This window comes from Sphingobium trunci (assembly GCF_022664535.1).
GTDB lineage: Bacteria > Pseudomonadota > Alphaproteobacteria > Sphingomonadales > Sphingomonadaceae > Sphingobium.
This window is the reverse complement of sequence record NZ_JAKUJY010000022.1, coordinates 25,046-41,724: the sequence shown is the minus strand read 5'-3', so window position 1 is coordinate 41,724 and position 16,679 is coordinate 25,046. Positions and strand designations below refer to the sequence as shown.

15 protein-coding genes and 1 pseudogene are annotated in these 16,679 nt (G+C 61.6%); 6 read left to right on the top strand and 10 right to left on the bottom strand.

Features of this window, described 5'->3' with window-relative positions; genetic code table 11:
- Positions 1 to 3: 3 nt before the first annotated feature.
- From traC to MJ601_RS16915, 8 genes are read right to left on the bottom strand one after another with little or no spacing between them, the layout of a single operon-like run.
- On the bottom strand, positions 4 to 2,589 hold the full coding sequence (gene traC, locus MJ601_RS16950) for a type IV secretion system protein TraC (protein ID WP_242128549.1): 2,586 nt from the start codon (positions 2,587 to 2,589) through the stop codon (positions 4 to 6).
- Positions 2,589 to 3,365 carry a TraV family lipoprotein gene (locus MJ601_RS16945; protein WP_242128548.1) on the bottom strand — a complete coding sequence of 259 codons (777 nt, stop codon included), beginning with the start codon at positions 3,363 to 3,365 and terminating at the stop codon, positions 2,589 to 2,591. Before MJ601_RS16945 ends, traC begins: the two co-directional genes overlap by 1 nt.
- A complete protein-coding gene (locus MJ601_RS16940; RefSeq protein WP_242128546.1) occupies positions 3,362 to 4,252 on the bottom strand; it encodes a DsbC family protein in 891 nt (296 codons plus the stop codon). The genes MJ601_RS16945 and MJ601_RS16940 overlap by 4 nt, the downstream gene beginning before the upstream one ends.
- A complete protein-coding gene (locus tag MJ601_RS16935; RefSeq protein ID WP_242128544.1) occupies positions 4,239 to 5,579 on the bottom strand; it encodes a TrbI/VirB10 family protein in 1,341 nt (446 codons plus the stop codon). The genes MJ601_RS16940 and MJ601_RS16935 overlap by 14 nt, the downstream gene beginning before the upstream one ends.
- Complete coding sequence (locus MJ601_RS16930; protein ID WP_242128542.1) at positions 5,579 to 6,388, bottom strand: type-F conjugative transfer system secretin TraK; 810 nt, start codon at positions 6,386 to 6,388, stop codon at positions 5,579 to 5,581. The genes MJ601_RS16935 and MJ601_RS16930 overlap by 1 nt, the downstream gene beginning before the upstream one ends.
- Positions 6,385 to 6,951, bottom strand: a complete 567-nt coding sequence (locus tag MJ601_RS16925; protein WP_242128540.1) for a type IV conjugative transfer system protein TraE — start codon at positions 6,949 to 6,951, stop codon at positions 6,385 to 6,387. The genes MJ601_RS16930 and MJ601_RS16925 overlap by 4 nt, the downstream gene beginning before the upstream one ends.
- A gap of 1 nt (position 6,952) precedes the next feature.
- On the bottom strand, positions 6,953 to 7,243 hold the full coding sequence (gene traL, locus MJ601_RS16920) for a type IV conjugative transfer system protein TraL (protein WP_242128537.1): 291 nt from the start codon (positions 7,241 to 7,243) through the stop codon (positions 6,953 to 6,955).
- Between the two features lie 55 nt (positions 7,244 to 7,298).
- Positions 7,299 to 7,619: a hypothetical protein gene (locus MJ601_RS16915; RefSeq protein ID WP_242128535.1), complete on the bottom strand. Its 321-nt coding sequence runs from the start codon at positions 7,617 to 7,619 to the stop codon at positions 7,299 to 7,301.
- Between the two features lie 596 nt (positions 7,620 to 8,215).
- Here MJ601_RS16915 and MJ601_RS16910 point away from each other — a divergent pair.
- Positions 8,216 to 8,734: a helix-turn-helix domain-containing protein gene (locus tag MJ601_RS16910; RefSeq protein ID WP_242128533.1), complete on the top strand. Its 519-nt coding sequence runs from the start codon at positions 8,216 to 8,218 to the stop codon at positions 8,732 to 8,734.
- Between the two features lie 7 nt (positions 8,735 to 8,741).
- Here MJ601_RS16910 and MJ601_RS16905 read toward each other — a convergent pair whose 3' ends face one another.
- Positions 8,742 to 9,671 (bottom strand): lytic transglycosylase domain-containing protein, encoded by a 930-nt coding sequence (locus MJ601_RS16905; protein WP_242128531.1) that lies wholly within the window; start codon positions 9,669 to 9,671, stop codon positions 8,742 to 8,744.
- 107 nt (positions 9,672 to 9,778) lie between these two features.
- Between MJ601_RS16905 and MJ601_RS16900 the strand changes: the two are divergent.
- Both MJ601_RS16900 and MJ601_RS21960 read left to right on the top strand, forming a co-directional pair.
- A pseudogene (locus MJ601_RS16900) lies at positions 9,779 to 11,074 on the top strand (DUF8535 domain-containing protein).
- Positions 11,075 to 11,235: 161 nt separating this feature from the next.
- Positions 11,236 to 12,132, top strand: a complete 897-nt coding sequence (locus tag MJ601_RS21960; protein ID WP_281061355.1) for a Ros/MucR family transcriptional regulator — start codon at positions 11,236 to 11,238, stop codon at positions 12,130 to 12,132.
- Between the two features lie 412 nt (positions 12,133 to 12,544).
- Here the strand turns inward: MJ601_RS21960 and MJ601_RS16885 are convergent, their stop codons facing one another.
- On the bottom strand, positions 12,545 to 13,060 hold the full coding sequence (locus tag MJ601_RS16885) for a helix-turn-helix domain-containing protein (RefSeq protein ID WP_242128529.1): 516 nt from the start codon (positions 13,058 to 13,060) through the stop codon (positions 12,545 to 12,547).
- Positions 13,061 to 13,361: 301 nt separating this feature from the next.
- Between MJ601_RS16885 and MJ601_RS16880 the strand changes: the two genes are divergently transcribed.
- The 3 genes from MJ601_RS16880 to MJ601_RS16870 all read left to right on the top strand — a co-directional run bounded on the left by MJ601_RS16880 (position 13,362) and on the right by MJ601_RS16870 (position 16,330).
- Entirely contained in the window at positions 13,362 to 13,991 is a 630-nt protein-coding gene (locus tag MJ601_RS16880; protein WP_242128526.1) for a GntR family transcriptional regulator, read from the top strand.
- Between the two features lie 715 nt (positions 13,992 to 14,706).
- Positions 14,707 to 15,045 (top strand): helix-turn-helix transcriptional regulator, encoded by a 339-nt coding sequence (locus MJ601_RS16875; RefSeq protein WP_242128524.1) that lies wholly within the window; start codon positions 14,707 to 14,709, stop codon positions 15,043 to 15,045.
- On the top strand, positions 15,035 to 16,330 hold the full coding sequence (locus tag MJ601_RS16870; protein ID WP_242128522.1) for a type II toxin-antitoxin system HipA family toxin: 1,296 nt from the start codon (positions 15,035 to 15,037) through the stop codon (positions 16,328 to 16,330). The genes MJ601_RS16875 and MJ601_RS16870 overlap by 11 nt, the downstream gene beginning before the upstream one ends.
- Positions 16,331 to 16,679 lie beyond the last annotated feature (349 nt).

Sequence of the window (16,679 nt, the reverse complement as noted above, 5' to 3'; positions counted from 1 at the left end):
CGTTCACTCCGCTGTTTCGGCAAGATCACCGGGGCCCGCCGTCCATTTGTCTGGCCGATCGGGGAAGGCGATCCGTCCAATCGCCTGGCTCATCGGCATCCCCCGCCCTACCATTTGCTCGATCGCGGCAAAGGTCTTGGGGCTCGATGAGAAGAGGGTAGCCGAATAGGGATCAAGGACCAGCCGGCCAACCGCCAATGTCTCCGGGCCCTTGATCAGGATATCGGAATATTCAAAGCCGTTGCGCTTCAAGGAACGCAGCAAGGCGTCGGTATAGTCGTCCATTTCGAAGCGGTCATGTTTCTTGAAGTCGGCAATGGTTTCCGGTTTGTGCTGAAGAATGACGAACCAGTCACTATTCTCCAGCGCCGCGATCGAACCGGCAGACTTATAATAGTCGTTGAGGGACTGGGTCGCTGTGACCAGCGACGCGCCATATTTGCGGCAGGTGCGCGCATAGGTCTCGATGAAGTCCGCCATCGCCCCGCCGCGCAGCATCTGCCAGGCTTCGTCCAGCAGCAGCGCCTTGGGAATGGATCGGTCGAGCTTGCGCATCATCTGCTGCGCCATGAACATGATCGCGGTCAGCACCACGCTGCGCAACTCCTCGCGCGAGGAGAGATCGGAAAGCTCGAAGACGGTCAGATTGGCCGAAAGCTCGAACGACACCTCACCCACGAAGAAGCTGCCGAAGGTGCCGCGGGACGAGAAGGGCCGCATGGCGATGCCGAGCGCCGCGGCCAACGCATTGCCGGTCTGGTCGAGCGCGGCGATCACATCGTCGATGGCGCCAGCCCGACCCTTCTCCTCCCAGACCTCATTGACCGCGCCGTCGATGAGCCCGCGCTCGGTGTCGTTCAGCGTATCGATATGGCGCGCCATCTGGTTCACGATGGCCTTGAGCATGGCGAGGCAATCGAGCCGATAATCCTGGTCGCTCGCAGCGAGATCCGCGTCGATCATGCTGAAGGGATTGAGGCAGAAACCCGACGCCATGGTGAACTCGACAAAGGCGCCGGCCTGGAGCTTGGCCGAATGCTCGAACGAGCGGCCATCATCGATCACGACCACACGAGCGCCGGCGCCGCAAAGCGAGGCGCACAGTTCCTGAAGCGCGACCGATTTGCCCGACCCGGATTTACCGAACACCGCGACATTATGGTTGCCCGCGCTGTTCTCGAACGGGCTCCAGAAGAAAGGCTGACCCCGCCTGCCGACCAGCAGCAGATGCGGGATCGAGCCGCCCAGATATTCACCCTGGAGCGGAGCGAGATTGGCGGCGGTCGTCGTCAACATGGTGCGCATCCGCTTCATGCGCTCCAGATCGCGGGCGAGGCCGTTCGCCATGGTCATGGGCATGGCGCAGAGCAGGCCCATGACCTGAAGATAGCGATCGTCGAGCAGATCCCAGCCGGCCGCGCGATAGACGGATTTCAAGACCCGCTCATTGATGTCTCCCTTGCCCTTGGGCGAAAAGGCGGTGACCGAATAGAAAAGCCGGACGAGCTTCCTCCCCTGCTTCATCTCGTCATTCACATAACGCCATTCCTGGCTCTGCTCCTTGAGCTGCGGTAGAAAGCGGGCCGATCTGCTGTCGGCAAGGCTGGTCGTGCGCATATATTTAAAGCCCGCCTTGCTGCTGGCCGCTTCCACGTCGGGAAAGTCGATGCACAGATTGGTCGCGACCGGACAGGGCATGCGCAGCTTGTCGGTGAACATGTCGCCAATCAGTCGTGCGACATCCCACGGCGCCCAGCGCTGGGGCAGATTGCGGACAGAAAAGGAGCGTACGTCAAAGACGTCCGGGTAGATCTCGCCAATCTCGGGCGTGCCGTCGACCTCGCGCCCAGTCGGGCGGAAGCGCTCGGTTCGCAGCAAGATGCGATCGGCTTCGACCCGCATCTCGATGTCGCGGCGGATCGCCTGGTCGGCGATGCTGTCGAGGGGATTATAGCTGACGGCATCCTCGCCCGGCGCCGTGGTCGGCGAGGTGATGTCGTCGATCCAGGCGATGAGCGCTTCGGGATCCATCCGGCGCGCCGACACATTGATCGAGGCGAGCGCGGAGATGAGGCCGTCCATCACGCCTGCAATCTCCTCATTGGAGACGCGCGAGGATTCAGGGGTGGAATAGGAAATGGCGACGCGGTGATTGCGAAGATAAAAGGGCGCGTCGGCCGAGAGCGAGGTCCAGACGCCATCGGTCATGCATTCGACCCGGTGCCTGGCCATGCGCTCATAAATGCCATGTGCCTGGTATCGCGGCACATACCATTTGGAGAGGAGTTCGCCCACGCGCGGGCTCATCCATTGGTGGAATTGCAGGCAGCCCGGCGTCGGAATCGCCTCGGACAGAAATTGGGCCAATATTTCGCCGCCGCGCTCATCCGCGCCCACCATGGGCGCCACTTCCAGCACGAAGCCGCGCGAGGCGCTGTTGTAGAAAATCCCGGTTTTCGCGTCATAGCTGCGATAGGGGAGCCAGTGGGCGAGCATCGGCACGCCAAGATCCGGCCTGGCGGTGTCGGGCTGTTTGGTATCCCCCAGCATTGTGCCCATCAGGCGGTCGAGAAAGGCGGACTTAGCCATTATTGGTCCTTTGCTACGCCGCCGGGAAAGGCGGCTGCGCGCATCGTGGGCGCGGGTGGCGTAGCGAGGGGCGGCTTCGCATCCGGGGCGGGTGTCCCCGTCCCCTCCTGGACCAGCGTCGGAGTGGCGGTCGCTTTTCCGATGGCGCTCGCCGCCGCAGGCCGCGCATCGCGCCGAGGGGCGGCAAGGCGGCGCGCCACATCCGATTTGATGGTAGCGACAGGATCGCCCTTGCGCGCTCTCGCCGCCTCCACCGCCGCGAGCGTTGGCAAGGTGGGATCGACCGCTTCCGCGAGACTTGGCATTTCCGGTGCGGCGGCTAGCGCGTTGCGGGTTGGAGCCGGATCATTCACCGCCGCGCTTTGCCACTCTCCTTGCGCGACGACGGCGTGGATGGCGCTCGCCTCGTGCAAGCGTCCACGCTCGTCAATAAAAGCAGAGAAGACAATCCGCATCACGCGCTCGCGGGTTCGGGTTCCGTCAGCGGTGACCCGTGCGCCCACGGGCTGGGCTTTGGCGGTACGCGTTGGAGGCGGCTTTCCGTTCTGCTCCCGATAGGGGCCAGCCGGCATCGGCTCTGCCGAGGGATCGGCGGTGATCATGGCCAGCGCGCGGTCATCGATCTGCGCGCTCGGCGCACAGATGCCATCAGGCGCGGCGCAGGCGAAGCTGCCCTTGACGTTACCGCCGAAGCCCGCGCAGCCGCCAAGCACAACAAGGCCAAGGAGACCGCACCCGCGTCGGACGCACATCCGCGCGGTGATCGTCCGGCTCACGACCGGCCCTCCTTCAGCCATTGCTCGAGAAACTCTCGCGGCCGATAGCCTTCGAGCACCGCGCCGTCGCTCCGCACGATCACCGGCGTGCCGTTGAGACCATGGCTTTGGGCAAAAGCCTCATTGGCGTCGAGTCCGGTGGTATCGCAGGTCGACCCGCCGCGCATCGGCTCGCCCGCATAGGCGGCATGTACCGCCTGCTCCCGGTCCCTGGCGCAATAGACACGGTCGGCAATATCGCGGCTGCCAAGCACCGAGATCGGCCGCTCGATCACCTTCACTTTCATGGTACGCAGGACATTGGAGAGAGCACGGCAATAGCCGCAGCGGAAATCGGTGAAGACGGTGACGGCCTGGCCCCGCGGATCGCCCCAAATGATTGCGCCTTCCTTGCCCAGCCCATCGAGCGAGAGCTTTCGCAGGACCGGCGCGGCGGGCGTCCGCCCGAGATCGGCCTTGCCGCCGGCGGCCGCGGCAACCGCCCGCCGCGCGTCCTGGCCAGTGACATTCGCCGCTGCATTGGCGGAGGCCGCCGCGCCAACCAGCATGTCCGGGTTCATTTCCAGCAGTCGCGCCGCGGTCAGATCCTGGCGCGTCTGCATGTCGTAGATGCGGCCGATGATGAGATAGCGCGCGGCGGGATCGACATAGAAGAGATTGGCGCCAGCGGTGATTTCGCAAAGGCCCCTCACCTTCGCGCAATCGATCGCGCCGACCGGCGTTTTCGGCAGACGGGCTTTCAGCGCGTCACGCACCGCCATGTCCGCCTCCGGCACGTCGGCCGCGAGACCGAGGCTCGCCAGGCCAACAGAGCAGCAAGCGGCTATGACAATGCGCGAGGGACGCATCGCGCCGGTCGCGCGGCGAGCCCAATCAATTGCGGACATAGACACCCTCCAGAAAGATGATTTCGACATCGATGCCGGTCGGCATCTCGATCACCGGCTGATATTGCTCGGCGCGCTCGATCAGATATTTGGACACCATGTCCCCGGTCTGGGCGACGCCTTCGCCGAGGCCCCCTTCCAGGATATCCCCGGTCGAAAGATTGTCCCGCTTGCCATTGGTGCTGATATTAGTGCCCTGGAACACGCTGTTGGCATTGGCCGAAAATCCACGGCCGAACCCACCGACGAGGCCCGCCATGAATGCCTGCGTCACCAGCGATCCTTCGCGGGACACCACGCGGCCGCGTACCCCGGTCTTGCCGCCAAAGGCAATGAAGCCCTTCACCTCCGAAACCGCATAGCGGCCGCCGGGCTGCGGGCAGGTCATCTTCTGGAGTTTCACATAGACTTTCTCAGCCGAGAGATCGCCGCGCGCGGCGCCATTGACGAGGCAGCCCTCGATCCGGGTGGTGAGAAGCTTGCCATTGGCGAAGACCGAGCGCGCAGGGCCCGTGATGCGCAGCACGACGGGGAGGGGATCGGTCTGGCTATTGACCCCGGCACTGGCATCTACACCCACGATCACCCGCGCCCGCGCAAAGCTGTTGGGTGGGAGATAATTGGGGCTGTCGGTATAGACAGTGCTGCCCTTAACGATCTTAGAGGCGGTACCCGTATCGCTGCTGGTGAAGCTCACCATCTTGACCTCGTTGCCGCGTGGCAGCGCTTCTGCGGTCCGCTGCGTACCCGTCCCTGCCGGCCCGTCGGGGCGCTGATAGCTTTGCGGGCCATTGGCCCCGTAGAGCGCGGAGGGGCCTGGAGTGGGTGGTGGCGTGATGCGCCGATCGGAGATCTGGCGCTTCAATTGCTCATTCTCGGCCTGATAGGCGGTGAGGACGCGCTGGCCGTCGGATTGCATGGCCTGATTCTGGGCTTTCAAGGCCTCGACCTGCGCCGCCAGCTGGTCCATGCGCCGCTGCTGACCGCCAACGGCCTTCAGCTGGTTTTCCTGTGCCTGGAATTGGTTTTCCGACATCGCCATCCACTCCTGCTGAGAGAGGTTGCGGTTCACCAGATCCTTGGTGGACACATCGATCCGCTCGCCGCTCTCGGCCTCGACATCAGGCTTTTTCTCGTCAGCGCCGAAGATCCAGAATGACGAGGCGACAAGACCAATACCGGCGGCCCCGGCCAGCAGGAGCCGCTGCTTGGCCCGTATCGCTTCATTGCCGGCAAGGTCGGCGCTCACGGGAGAGACGTCCTCGCCTTCCGCTTCGCTGCTTTCATGGCTTTCGCGCTTGCGCGAGAAGAGATCAGCCAGAACCATTATGGCCTCCCATTTCGCGAGATCAGATAAGCCGTCGTGATCTGGCCCGGGCCAAGACGCGGCTCCGCGATCGAGGCGGCCAGCGTGTTGACGGGCGCGACCGTCGTCTCGTCGAGGTCAACGGGTTTGGCGCCCTTATTTTCGATACGCAGCACCTTGCCGGTGAGGTCCGATCCGCGATATTCCGCGATCATCTGGACCTTGAGATCACCCACCTGGACGGGGCGAAGCGCGCGCTGCCGCATCTCATAGCCTTGCACATTGCCATTGGCGGCCATCGCCTGCATCAACTCGACCGCGGCATCCTGTGGGCTAGGCCGTTGCCGCTGTCCTTCCTCCGCCGCTTTCTCGCTTGCGATCGCGGGATTGGAGACGAAGATCTGTGCCGCCTGATCGCCGCCGACGCGGCAGACGAATTTATAGACATAGCCGCGCTTGCTGGTGCCGAAGAAGGAAAGAGCCGGCTTAGCAAAACCATCGGGCACGGAAAGGTAGATGTCGCCGCGCACCGGTTCATTGACGACCGAGAAATCTTCCGCCGGATTGCCGGACGCGATTTTTGACACGCTAGCGAACTCATCTTCGACCAGGCTGATCCGCGTCAGATCCTTGGCCGATGCCTGGCAATCGACCTGCGCGCTGTCCGCGGCCATGATCGTCTGGTCGGCGAAGGCAGGCGCGCTCAGCAGCAACAGGGCGATCCCGAACAGTCCGACGCCGATCAGGCGGCTGGTCATGCACAGCGCACGGCTGACGAAGGCGGCGCTGCCGATGACGGTGACGATGACGATGACGGGCGCCGACATCATGGCTTCTTCCCTTTTTCTTCCTCGACCACGCCAAAGCCGATGAGCTTCAGGGTCAGGCCCGCATATTCCCAGCGGTAGCGGAAGGTGCGGAGTTGCTTGGAAACCACCTTGCTGCCAACAATGGTATGGAGTTCGCCCGTCACTTCCGAAGTCAGCCGGTCGGTGTCGATGGTCATTGACTGGATCGTGAAATATTGCGCGATCGACGATCCCCGCTGTTCCTCGACAATCTTCATGAGATCGGCCCTGAGCCTGCCCTGCGCGCGCGGCGAGGAAATGGCGAGAACGCTCTCCATCCAATATTCGAGATTTTGTGGATTACGATCGAGGGTCAGCAGCACGGCATCGCGGGTGATCATTTCCAGATAATCCCGGCTGACGCCCGCGCTCGAGACAGTGAGTGACGAGCGCAGGACCGGCTGCAACACTATTTCGCGATCTCGCGAGAGCGTGACGCCCAGCAGCAGGACGCTCGCAACCCCCAGCGCGCCGGTCGCGGCGAACAGCAGGTTGCGCTGCTTCAAAACCCGCTGGTGACGCGAATGTTGGGTGGAAAGATCCATGTCAGCCCGCCATCAGTCGGAGATAGGAAGGTGGCGTGGCCTTGAGGCCGGTAAAGCCGGCCGGCAAATGCCAATAGGCGAGGTGCAAAAGCCATGAGCCCGCGCGTCCTGCCTTTGCTTTCCGCAGACCCCACCAGCCCGCGCCCGCAAGCGCTATGCCAATTAGAATATGCTGAGACAGGATACCCCAGGCGAAGGGAATGACCATCGCCAGGAACTCATCCAGCGTCCAGAGCCCTATCAGTTCAGGATCATCCAGATGAGCCGGGACCACATATTTGTCCTGTGCCATACACCACCCTCTTGTCGGCCCGGTGGCTCAAAGCCCGTGGGCCGCAAAAAAAGCTTCAGATCGTCGCGGTGACGGTGGAGGTCACGATCGGGATACCAGTGCCCGCGCCAACGCCCACGCCTACGGGAATAGCGATCTGGCCCAGCGAAAAACGGCCGGAGGCGAGGCCCACCACGCCGCCCACAAGCGAGAGGATGGTGATGATCCGCCCGCCCGAGCCTTCAAGGAAGGAAGTGAACGTATTTTCCGCCGTGTCGAAAGTGGTGTCGGCGCCGGCAAAGGCGGGGCCAACCAGCAGCAGAAGCGCAAACGCGACTATGGCGAGTCCAAGCACCGCCAGTTCCACGCTTCCTGCCTGTTTCAGAACAGACTGCATGAGAGGTTTCCTTGTCTTCTTGAGCGCGGGTGATCCGTGCCCCAAGGAAAGGCTGGGTGCGTTCGCGCGTTTTCACCAAGGCGGAAGAGCGAACAGGGCATCAAATCATAAAATAAATGGCGTTTAATCGACATTGGCGACTGGGTAGCGCGTAAGACCGCCCGTGTTCGCGGGCAGTTGTCCCATTTCATGGATTTCTGTCCGTGATCTCGAACAGGCGAATATTGCGGGAGAGATGATTCGCGAAAGTCGCGCTTCGATTATTGTCATGCGAGATCGTATCAAAATGACTGGAAATTTGTGGCGGTTGCAGGTGTACGATTATCGGGACATGGCAGTTATTTGTCGATCATTCGCCTCGTAAAAGCGCGTCGCGACGTGGAATAGGCAGGGGTTCCCTCAATCACATGAAAATAGTTTGAATATCAAATCCGCGAGGCCGCATGTTCCTTCGCGGAAAGCCTGTACGTCTCTCGAAAGCATGACAGAAAGCTTCCCATACGCGGGTGATGAAGATGGGTCAGGCAACCCGCTTCATGACACCCGTCGCACACTCTCCGGGGGGAAAGCACCTAATTACCAACAGGGAGATTTTCATGGTGTGGCAATCGGATGGTGATGATCCCAGCAATTCAAAAACTGGCCGGGCTGATGTGCAGGCGGGCTTTCTCGCCGTCATCCTCGACGCCATGGCGCACAAGCGACTGAGCGTCCGGGATCTTGCCGGCGCCAGTGGTATCGGTAAAAGTCGGCTCGGTGCCGTTCTACACCGCAACGAAGCCAAGCGGCCGCCGCTCACCGTGCCCGAGCTTCAGATGTTGCTCGATGCGCTCGATATCCATGTCCTCCATGCCTGGCTCAAGGGCGAGGCGCTCCATCATATGGGGTCGCACAGCGACGATCGGCTGAACCGGCTCTTTCCCTTGCTTTCCCAATTCTATCTCGATCTGCCGCGCAAGCTGCTGGCCGCGATGGCCGAGATTGAGGGCGCCGACGGTACGGAATTGCGCCGCGAATGGTCGGGGCCGCTCGCCAACGCCGTTGCCAGACGCATGGCCCATGAGATCATGCGCGTCATCGAGCGGCGCAACGCGCTGACCGATCTGCGCTTCTGAACCGTTCCTAAAATGTCGAAACCTGTGCCATGCGATACGGGGCCATGTCCTGTCGATCGCCCGCACTTGCCTGCGTTTCCGGCCATGCGCCCGGCACCGCAAGGCCGCTCAGCCGGGACCAGTTGCGCAATATGTCATCGACATAGAGGCGGGTCTGTCGGATGCGGGGGACCATCGCCCTTCGTATCCGGCCCGGTCCCGCATTATAGGCGGCGAGCGCTAAGTGGACCTGGCCGAAACGATCGAGTTGCCGGCGCAGATAGCGGGCGCCGCCACGCAGATTCTGGTCAACAATATAGCGATCGACGCCCAGTTCCGCTGCCGTGCCGGGCATGAGCTGGGTCAATCCGTAGGCATTTTTGGACGAGAAGACATGATGGCGATAGCGGCTTTCCTGGATGATCATGGCGTCGAACAAGCCGACCGGAATGCCATATTCGCAGGCGATCTCGCTCATCAGGCCGTAATAGGCCTGGCGGCGGGTCTCGGCATCCGCGGTCAGAAAACCCGCCGGCTGGTAGGAAAGGGGCAGGCAACCCGGTACCCAGCGGGGGCTTGCCGAAGAATGGACCTGACCACCGGTCATCCACGAAGGAATGGGCGTCGCACTCGCGGGGAAAGAAAAGCTGGCTGGTTCACCGGGATCAGCGCCGCTCCAAGGCTTCTCGCCCAAGGCTCCGTCCGCCATGAAGCGGGCCATCGCCTCAATTGCAGTCGAAGGATCGTCGGAGCGACGGGCGAGTACAACGTCCGTGACCGGCACACCAAACTGCTGGACGACGGCGCCTGTCGTCCCGGATCTGCCGGTTGGTTCCCTGGCGGAGATAGCGGCGCCCATCTCGATCAGTTGCACCGTTCGTATCCTGTCGGACGTTGCGCCCTCCACGGCGTCCGTTCCAGCAAGTATCAACCCGGCGAGCAGAAAGGTCCTGCGCATGACATTCTCCTATGCGGTGAACGCCAAGTTGAGGTCAGCATGACCCTGACTGTCAATCCCGAGGGCCTGGGTTCACCCCCCCTTCTCGCCGGTTCCGCGAGGCTCCCATGTGGTTGATCGACCGTCATAGCGACGGGCTTGCAGCCCGTCGCGTCGCCCTGCCCCCGTTGGTGCGCGAGGCACTCGTTCGATGGTATGAGGGCGTGGGCAATCATCATGACGAGGAAGCGTGAATTCTGCTCGTTCAGCGGGCGCGCATCGGCGAGAAATGGATTGCTTGCGATTGCCTGGACGAGAGCCAGGCACCGCCAATACTGACGCCCGCTTATTTGAGCGAAGCGGAAACCTATTATCTGCGCCGGCTGACCAGCGCGAAGCGCCCCGAGCATCGGAGCGACTGTCCCTTCTTTCGCGACCAGGCGACCAATCGCGTCACCGAAGTCCGCAGTCCTCTCAATCCGGCGGAACCTCCGGCGGGCTTCTTCGAGGTGCCGCGGCCCGCGCCTGAAAATCTAGCGCAGCGGCCCGAAGAGGATCTGACCGACGACCCCGCGCACAAGGCGTCGATCCCCCGGCTTGCGCGGTTGCTCTGGCGCCTGATCGATGCCGCGGACCTGAACCGGGTACCTCCCCTTCGTGACCGACCCATTCCCTCCTCGATCAAGGATGAATTCAAAGCGCTGGGCCAGGCCGCCGCGAAGATCGAGATCGCGCCCGGAATGGAATTGGCGAATGCGCTTTGGACCCACGCGCAGGCGCTCCACAGTCGGCAGGTCTATGCGTCACTCCGGCGCCTCGCCAAGAAATGGCCGCGCGGGCATGCGCCCCAGGCCTTCCTCACCCTGTTCTCGCCCGCCTTCAAGGGCAGTATGATCGAAGTACCGGGCTGCGATCCCGTGCGGGTCGCCAACCGTGTTCAGTCGCCATCGACACGGACCAATCTTATCAAAGGTCCCTATCTTGCCCTCGTCGTTGTCGGCGAATATCCAGAATCTCGTGGCTTCGCGCCGCTGCGCGCCTATGCGCAGCCCATCTATTCAGGACGCCGCTTCGTTCCGGTCGACGGCGAATTTGAACGTATCGTATTGCGACGGCTTCTCGAAGCGCGGCGCCGTCTTCATACCATGGATATTGACGTCGCGATCGAGAAACCGGTCTTCGATCGATTGACGGACCTGGGGCCGTGCAGGCCAGACTTCCTCGTCGAAGCGCGCTCAAGAGAGACAGGCGAAATCAGAATATTGATCATCGAGGCGGTGGGGTTTGACGACGAAAGCTATCGCGCGGCGAAAGCCGTGATGCTGCCCCGGATGGAGCAGATCGCCCCTGTCCTTCCGGTGACACCAAGGGATGCGGACAGCCGACGAATTGGATCAATGGTGATGAACATCATTCTGTCATGACCTTGATCTGATTCACCAAAATTATGGATATAACCTCACGGAACCATGACGGGATCGAAGTCGTTGACCAGTCTCATCTTGGCACGTGCAAATGGTGATTTACATTTTCCTCCATTGCGCGCATGAGGCGCGGAACATTCCTCGAAGATGGGTTCGCGACCATGGCCGACAACAATGCTCCTGACATCACCGCTCTGACCGTCCAGTTGGTAAGCGCATTCGTTTCCAACAACACCCTGCCGAGCGGCGATCTTGCCGGCCTGATCCAGACGACACGCGCCGCGCTGACCAACGAACTCAATCCAGCACCCGCCGAACCCGAGGCGCCTACCTACACCCCGGCTGTCTCGGTGCGTAAGAGCCTCTCGTCGCCTGATCATATTCTGAGCCTCATCGACGGCAAGCCGTACAAGACCTTGAAGCGCCACCTGGCCTCGCATGGACTCTCGCCCGAGGAATATCGCTCGCGCTATAATCTGCCCAAGAGCTATCCGCTGGTCGCCACCAGCTATTCGGATGCGCGCCGTGCGGTCGCTTCCAAGATCGGTCTGGGCCGCAAGCCCGTCACGCCCGCAGCCCCGGCCGCGGAAGCCAAGCCCGCCGCCGCGCCAGGCACGCCCGCTCCGGCAAAGGCAAAGGCGCCTGCCAAGGCCGCCGCGCCCAAGAAGGCAGTGAATGGCGACGCCAAGGCGAAGTCGGTCAAGCCCGCCGCTCCTGTCTCCGCCGCCAAGGACGCTCCCAAGACGCCTGCCGCAGCAAAGACGGCTCCTGTCGCCGAGCCCAAGGCGGCGCCGGCCAAGACGGAAGCACGCAAGCGCCTTTCGATTTCCGGGCCGAAGGATGAAAAGCCGGCGGCAAAGGCCGAAGCTGCCGCCAAGCCGGAAGCGAAGGCCGCTGCTCCCAAGGCAAAGGCGGTTCCCACGGCCAAGCCGTCAGCCGCACCGAAGGTAGCGAAGCCAGCCGCTGACAAGAAGCCGGCCAAGGCTGCGAAGGCGGCTGCTCCGGCTGCGAATGGCGATGCCAAGACCAAGGCCGACACCGCGCCGGCAAGCGCCTGAGCGATCAACCGCCTTTCAATGCGCTGATTTTCACGACAGCCCCGCTTCGGCGGGGCTGTCTTCATGTCTGATTCCAGCTCCTTAAATTCTACAACTTTGGCCGCCGCTTCGATTATCGCGATGGCGCGAAGAGCTTTTGTCTATCGAGGTCTGCTGCCACGGCCAGGAGATACCGCCTTACATCTTCCACAGCATGTTCTGCGCCAATGACGATCGACGCATCGAGCCTCTTGCGCAATTCATTGAGCTGGGCCTGGCGCTGTTCAGTGTTACGCAAGGCTTCCTGACACTCGTCGATGGGTCATTCATCAAATAGTCCAGACCTTGTTTGCGTAATGGGCAAATCTCTGAAATTCGCATCCAGGATCGTACATAGACGTCATTCCGCGCTGTAATGAGGCTTGCCGCTCCTTCAACTCTTGGCAAGACGCGGTTTCCGCAAACCAGCCGCCATGGATGCCGACTTGCGCGATTGTGTCTTCTGCTCTTTCAGCCAGTTCTCCGCATATGTATCCCGCTCGCGGACATTTTCGACCAACTCCTTGCACACCTTGGACATGGCCCCGATGGCAGTCCCGGATTCAAGGAAGACAATGTCGTCCCCCAGTTCCTCGTTCAGCAGGCGAAAGCAGGAAATCATGATGCTCATGAGTTTGTTGTCCGCGCAGCGTACGGCAAACTCGGGCGAGCCGATCTGCGGAATGGACCATAATGCATCGGGATCGCAGCCGGTCGCGTCTGCAAATCGACGGATCCGCTCATAGCTTATACGCCCTTCTCCTGCCTCCAGATGCTCATAGGAACGGACGGGAAGTTCCATCTTCTTGGCAACCTCGGACGTGCGCATCCTCCGGTCTGTGCGGATGGCGCGCATGGCCTGCGCGATCGCTTCCGCTTCAATGGTTTCCTCGGACGACTTGCTTCTCATCTCCGCTTTCCCGTTCATCTCGGCTGGACCAACGCTGACAGGGGGCAACGTCAGTTTCAGAAGGAAACCAGAAAATCGTGCGCGAATAAACCCTTGATTTTCAAAGAGTCATATTATTGCCGAATTGGCGCCGCTTTTTGGCGGATAATACGCGAATAGCTGCGGAAAATACGCAAATAATGGCGGAGTTGAAGTGCTCTGATACAAATTTGAGCCATTCGACCGCATTTCGATCACTTTTATCTCGCCTATGCCTTGCATCACCGCAACTTCCATGACTCGGACTTGGAAGGGACGCAGCATGTTCATGGGCAACATCGAAGACAGGGCATATCTACAAGCCTATAAAGCGATCCGTCAGGCTCTTCGCGAACGCCACTGGCCAGAAGGGCGGCATATCTCGGTCGCACGTTGTGCGGCAACCTGCAACTTCAGTCCAACGCCGGTCCGAGAGGCCATGGCGCGGCTCGCCGGCGAGGGCTTGCTCGAGGAACGGCGGGGTCTGGGCTATTTCGTACCCCTCCTTGGCCCGGTGGAATTGACCGAACTCTACACCGTTGCCCAGACGACCGCGGCCTCGATATTGAATGAACCTGTCGTGCTTCCCGCCAACGTCGCCACGCAGGGCACCGAGATGATGATGTTCGACAGCGGCACGATCCTTGTAACGCTGGCCGGCCAGACCGCGAGCAAACTCCTCCGCCTGATCGCTACCAATCTCGATGCCAGGCTCGCGCCCGCCCACGCGGCGGAGGCATCGATGTTCGACCTTGCCGCCGAGTCCGCGGAGTTTCTGGAGCGGCTGGACGGTAACGATCGGCGGCTCCTCCAGCGCTTCACGAACGCCTATTACAGCCGCCGGCGCAAGGCCGCCCTCGAAATCGCCCGTCGGCACGAGTCCATCGCGCGATCGGCTACAGAATGGAAATAGAGCCAATATCAGTTGAATAGAGAACTTCGCGGGAGCCTCGTAGGGGGGCCGATGTTCGGCACTTTCCAATGAAGGAGGTTCGTGATGACCAAAGTGAAATCCGCGTCCCTGCGGCGCCTCGGAAGTGTCTCGCGTGACACCAAGGCGATTGTTCAGGTGGGCGAGCAGGAGGAATTCATCCCCGTCCTGTCTTACGCCTGACCCCACAACTCGGGAGCGGCCTTCTCGGGAAGGTCGCTCCTTCCTCGTCGCACCTTTCTTTTCTGTGCCCGAACCAGGCCACCTGGCCGGTGTCGGCATCATTGCATGCATGATCCACTCCGTGACGGCCGGCCGCCCATGCCCACTGATCGTTCAAGAGATGAGGCTTCCGGGAGATCGATCCTATGACCTTCTTGAACTTCGATCGTCGCGCGCTGTCCTCGGCGGATGATATGCGGCGCACAAATAAGTCGACCACGGGTGGTCGGCACATTTTCACTTTCCAGCCTTCGGGACGGGCCTGAGCCAGGGTTCGCGATCGCATGGGATGCCTCCCGTTTTTGCGGCGGCCGCCAGCAGGCGGTCGTTCATGCTCGACCTGTGGAACATCCATGGCCCATATAGCCGAGATATGGTCCTTATCGCTATCATTTACGGCATTCTGAATTGCCATTCCCTCGATCATGGTCTATGCAGCAACCATATCACATCAATATGATCGATGGAGCGCCCATTGCCGACCCCGACAGATCGCGCCTATGGCCGGTATACCCGCGAGGCGGTGTCGCTTCTCGGTCGCCTGGTAGAATTGGGCCGTAAGCAAAAGCGCATTACCGCCGCTCTTCTCGCCGAACGCGTAGGCATCTCCCGTGGAACGCTGCGTCGCCTCGAGCGCGGAGACCCCAAGGTTGAGATCGGCATCTATTTCGAGGCGGCGGCGATCGTCGGTGTCGCCCTCTTCGATGCCGACTTGAAGGGGATCACCGCCATGATTGACCGGACTGGCGATCGGATCGCCGTCCTCCCGAAATATGTGCGCGAGAGCGACGACGAGGTCGACGATGCCTTCTGAAATCCCACATCCCGACGATGCCTTCGTCTGGACCTGGCTGCCCGGAGAGATCGAACCCGTCATCGCCGGCCGCCTGGTCCGGCGAGGAGCAAGCATAAGATTCGCCTATGGCCGCACCTATTTGGATCGTGCAGGCGCGATATCGCTTTATGATCCGGAGTTACCGTTGCGCGCGGGCCTCCTGCCGCTTCCGGCCGGGCTCTCCATGCCGAGCGCGATCCGCGACGCCGCGCCAGACGCGTGGGGACGGCGGGTCATTCTGAACCGCACTTTCGGAGTGAAGGGCGACGACCTGGACGACCGCCAGCTCGATGAACTGACCTTTCTTCTGGAATCGGGTTCGGATCGGATCGGGGCGCTTGATTTTCAGACCTCGGCCACGGACTATGTACCCCGCGCCTCGCAGGCCGCGCTCGACGAATTGATGGCGTCCGCGCAAAAGGTCGAGCAGAACCTGCCACTTTCGCCCGAACTCGACCAGGCGCTGCACCACGGCAGCTCTATCGGCGGCGCGCGGCCCAAAGCCTTGATCACCGACGGCCAGCGCAAACTGATCGCAAAATTCTCGTCGACCAGCGACGTCTACAGCGTCGTCAAGGCCGAGTTCGTGGCAATGCGCCTGGCCGCGCGCGCCGGGTTGCAGGTTGCCGGGGTCCACCTTGTCCATGCTTCAGGACGCGATGTGCTGCTGGTCGAGAGGTTCGATCGTCTGCCCGCCAATGGGGCATGGTCGCGGCGAGCGATGGTATCCGCGCTGACGCTCGCTGGGCTCGATGAAATGATGGCCCGCTATGCCAGCTATGAGGATCTCGCCGAGATCGTCCGCCATCGCTTCACGGCCTCGACAGATACGCTCCACGAACTGTTCGGCCGCATCGTCTTCAACATCCTCGCCGGGAACACCGACGACCACGCCCGCAATCATGCCGCCTTCTGGGACGGAAGCGCGCTTACGCTGACGCCGGCTTACGACATCTGCCCGCAGGCCAGGGCAGGGCAGGAAGCGAGCCAGGCGATGCTGATCGTGGGGCAGGATCGCTCCAGCCGCATCGAGACCGCTCTTGCGTCAGCCCCGAACTTCCGCCTGGACGAGAAGCAGGCCATCGCCAAAGTCGAAAGCCAGATCCGCGCGATATGTGACCACTGGCAGGAAGAATGCGATGCGGCCGAACTCGGCGAGGTCGATCGCAATCTCATGTGGCGGCGCCAGTTCCTGAATCCGTATGCTTTCACGGGCTTGCGCGAGAGCGCTGCCTATCTCACGGCACTGGTTCAGACCGTATAGGGTAAACGGGGCCGCCATCGATCTCGAGGTCGATCCACCACTCGCCTTCGGGATGCGTTGGCTCATCGATTTCGAGCGCGACAGGTCGGCACGACGCGGAACAGAGCAATACCCATCGACCTGGGGCCGGACCATCCGACCGTCGTTCCGCGGAAAAGTCGGATCGAACGCAGTTCGTCCCCAACCACGATCGGCACCCGGGCAAGTAGCGCGAATCCCTCCCCTTTGGCTCCAAAGCCCGGTGCCGCCATCAACCGGCGAACAATGCATCGAGGTGCTCATCAAGCATCAGGTTCAAAATGACATATGATATTTTAGACATATTTTCAGCCACCGTCGGCCGCCGCGA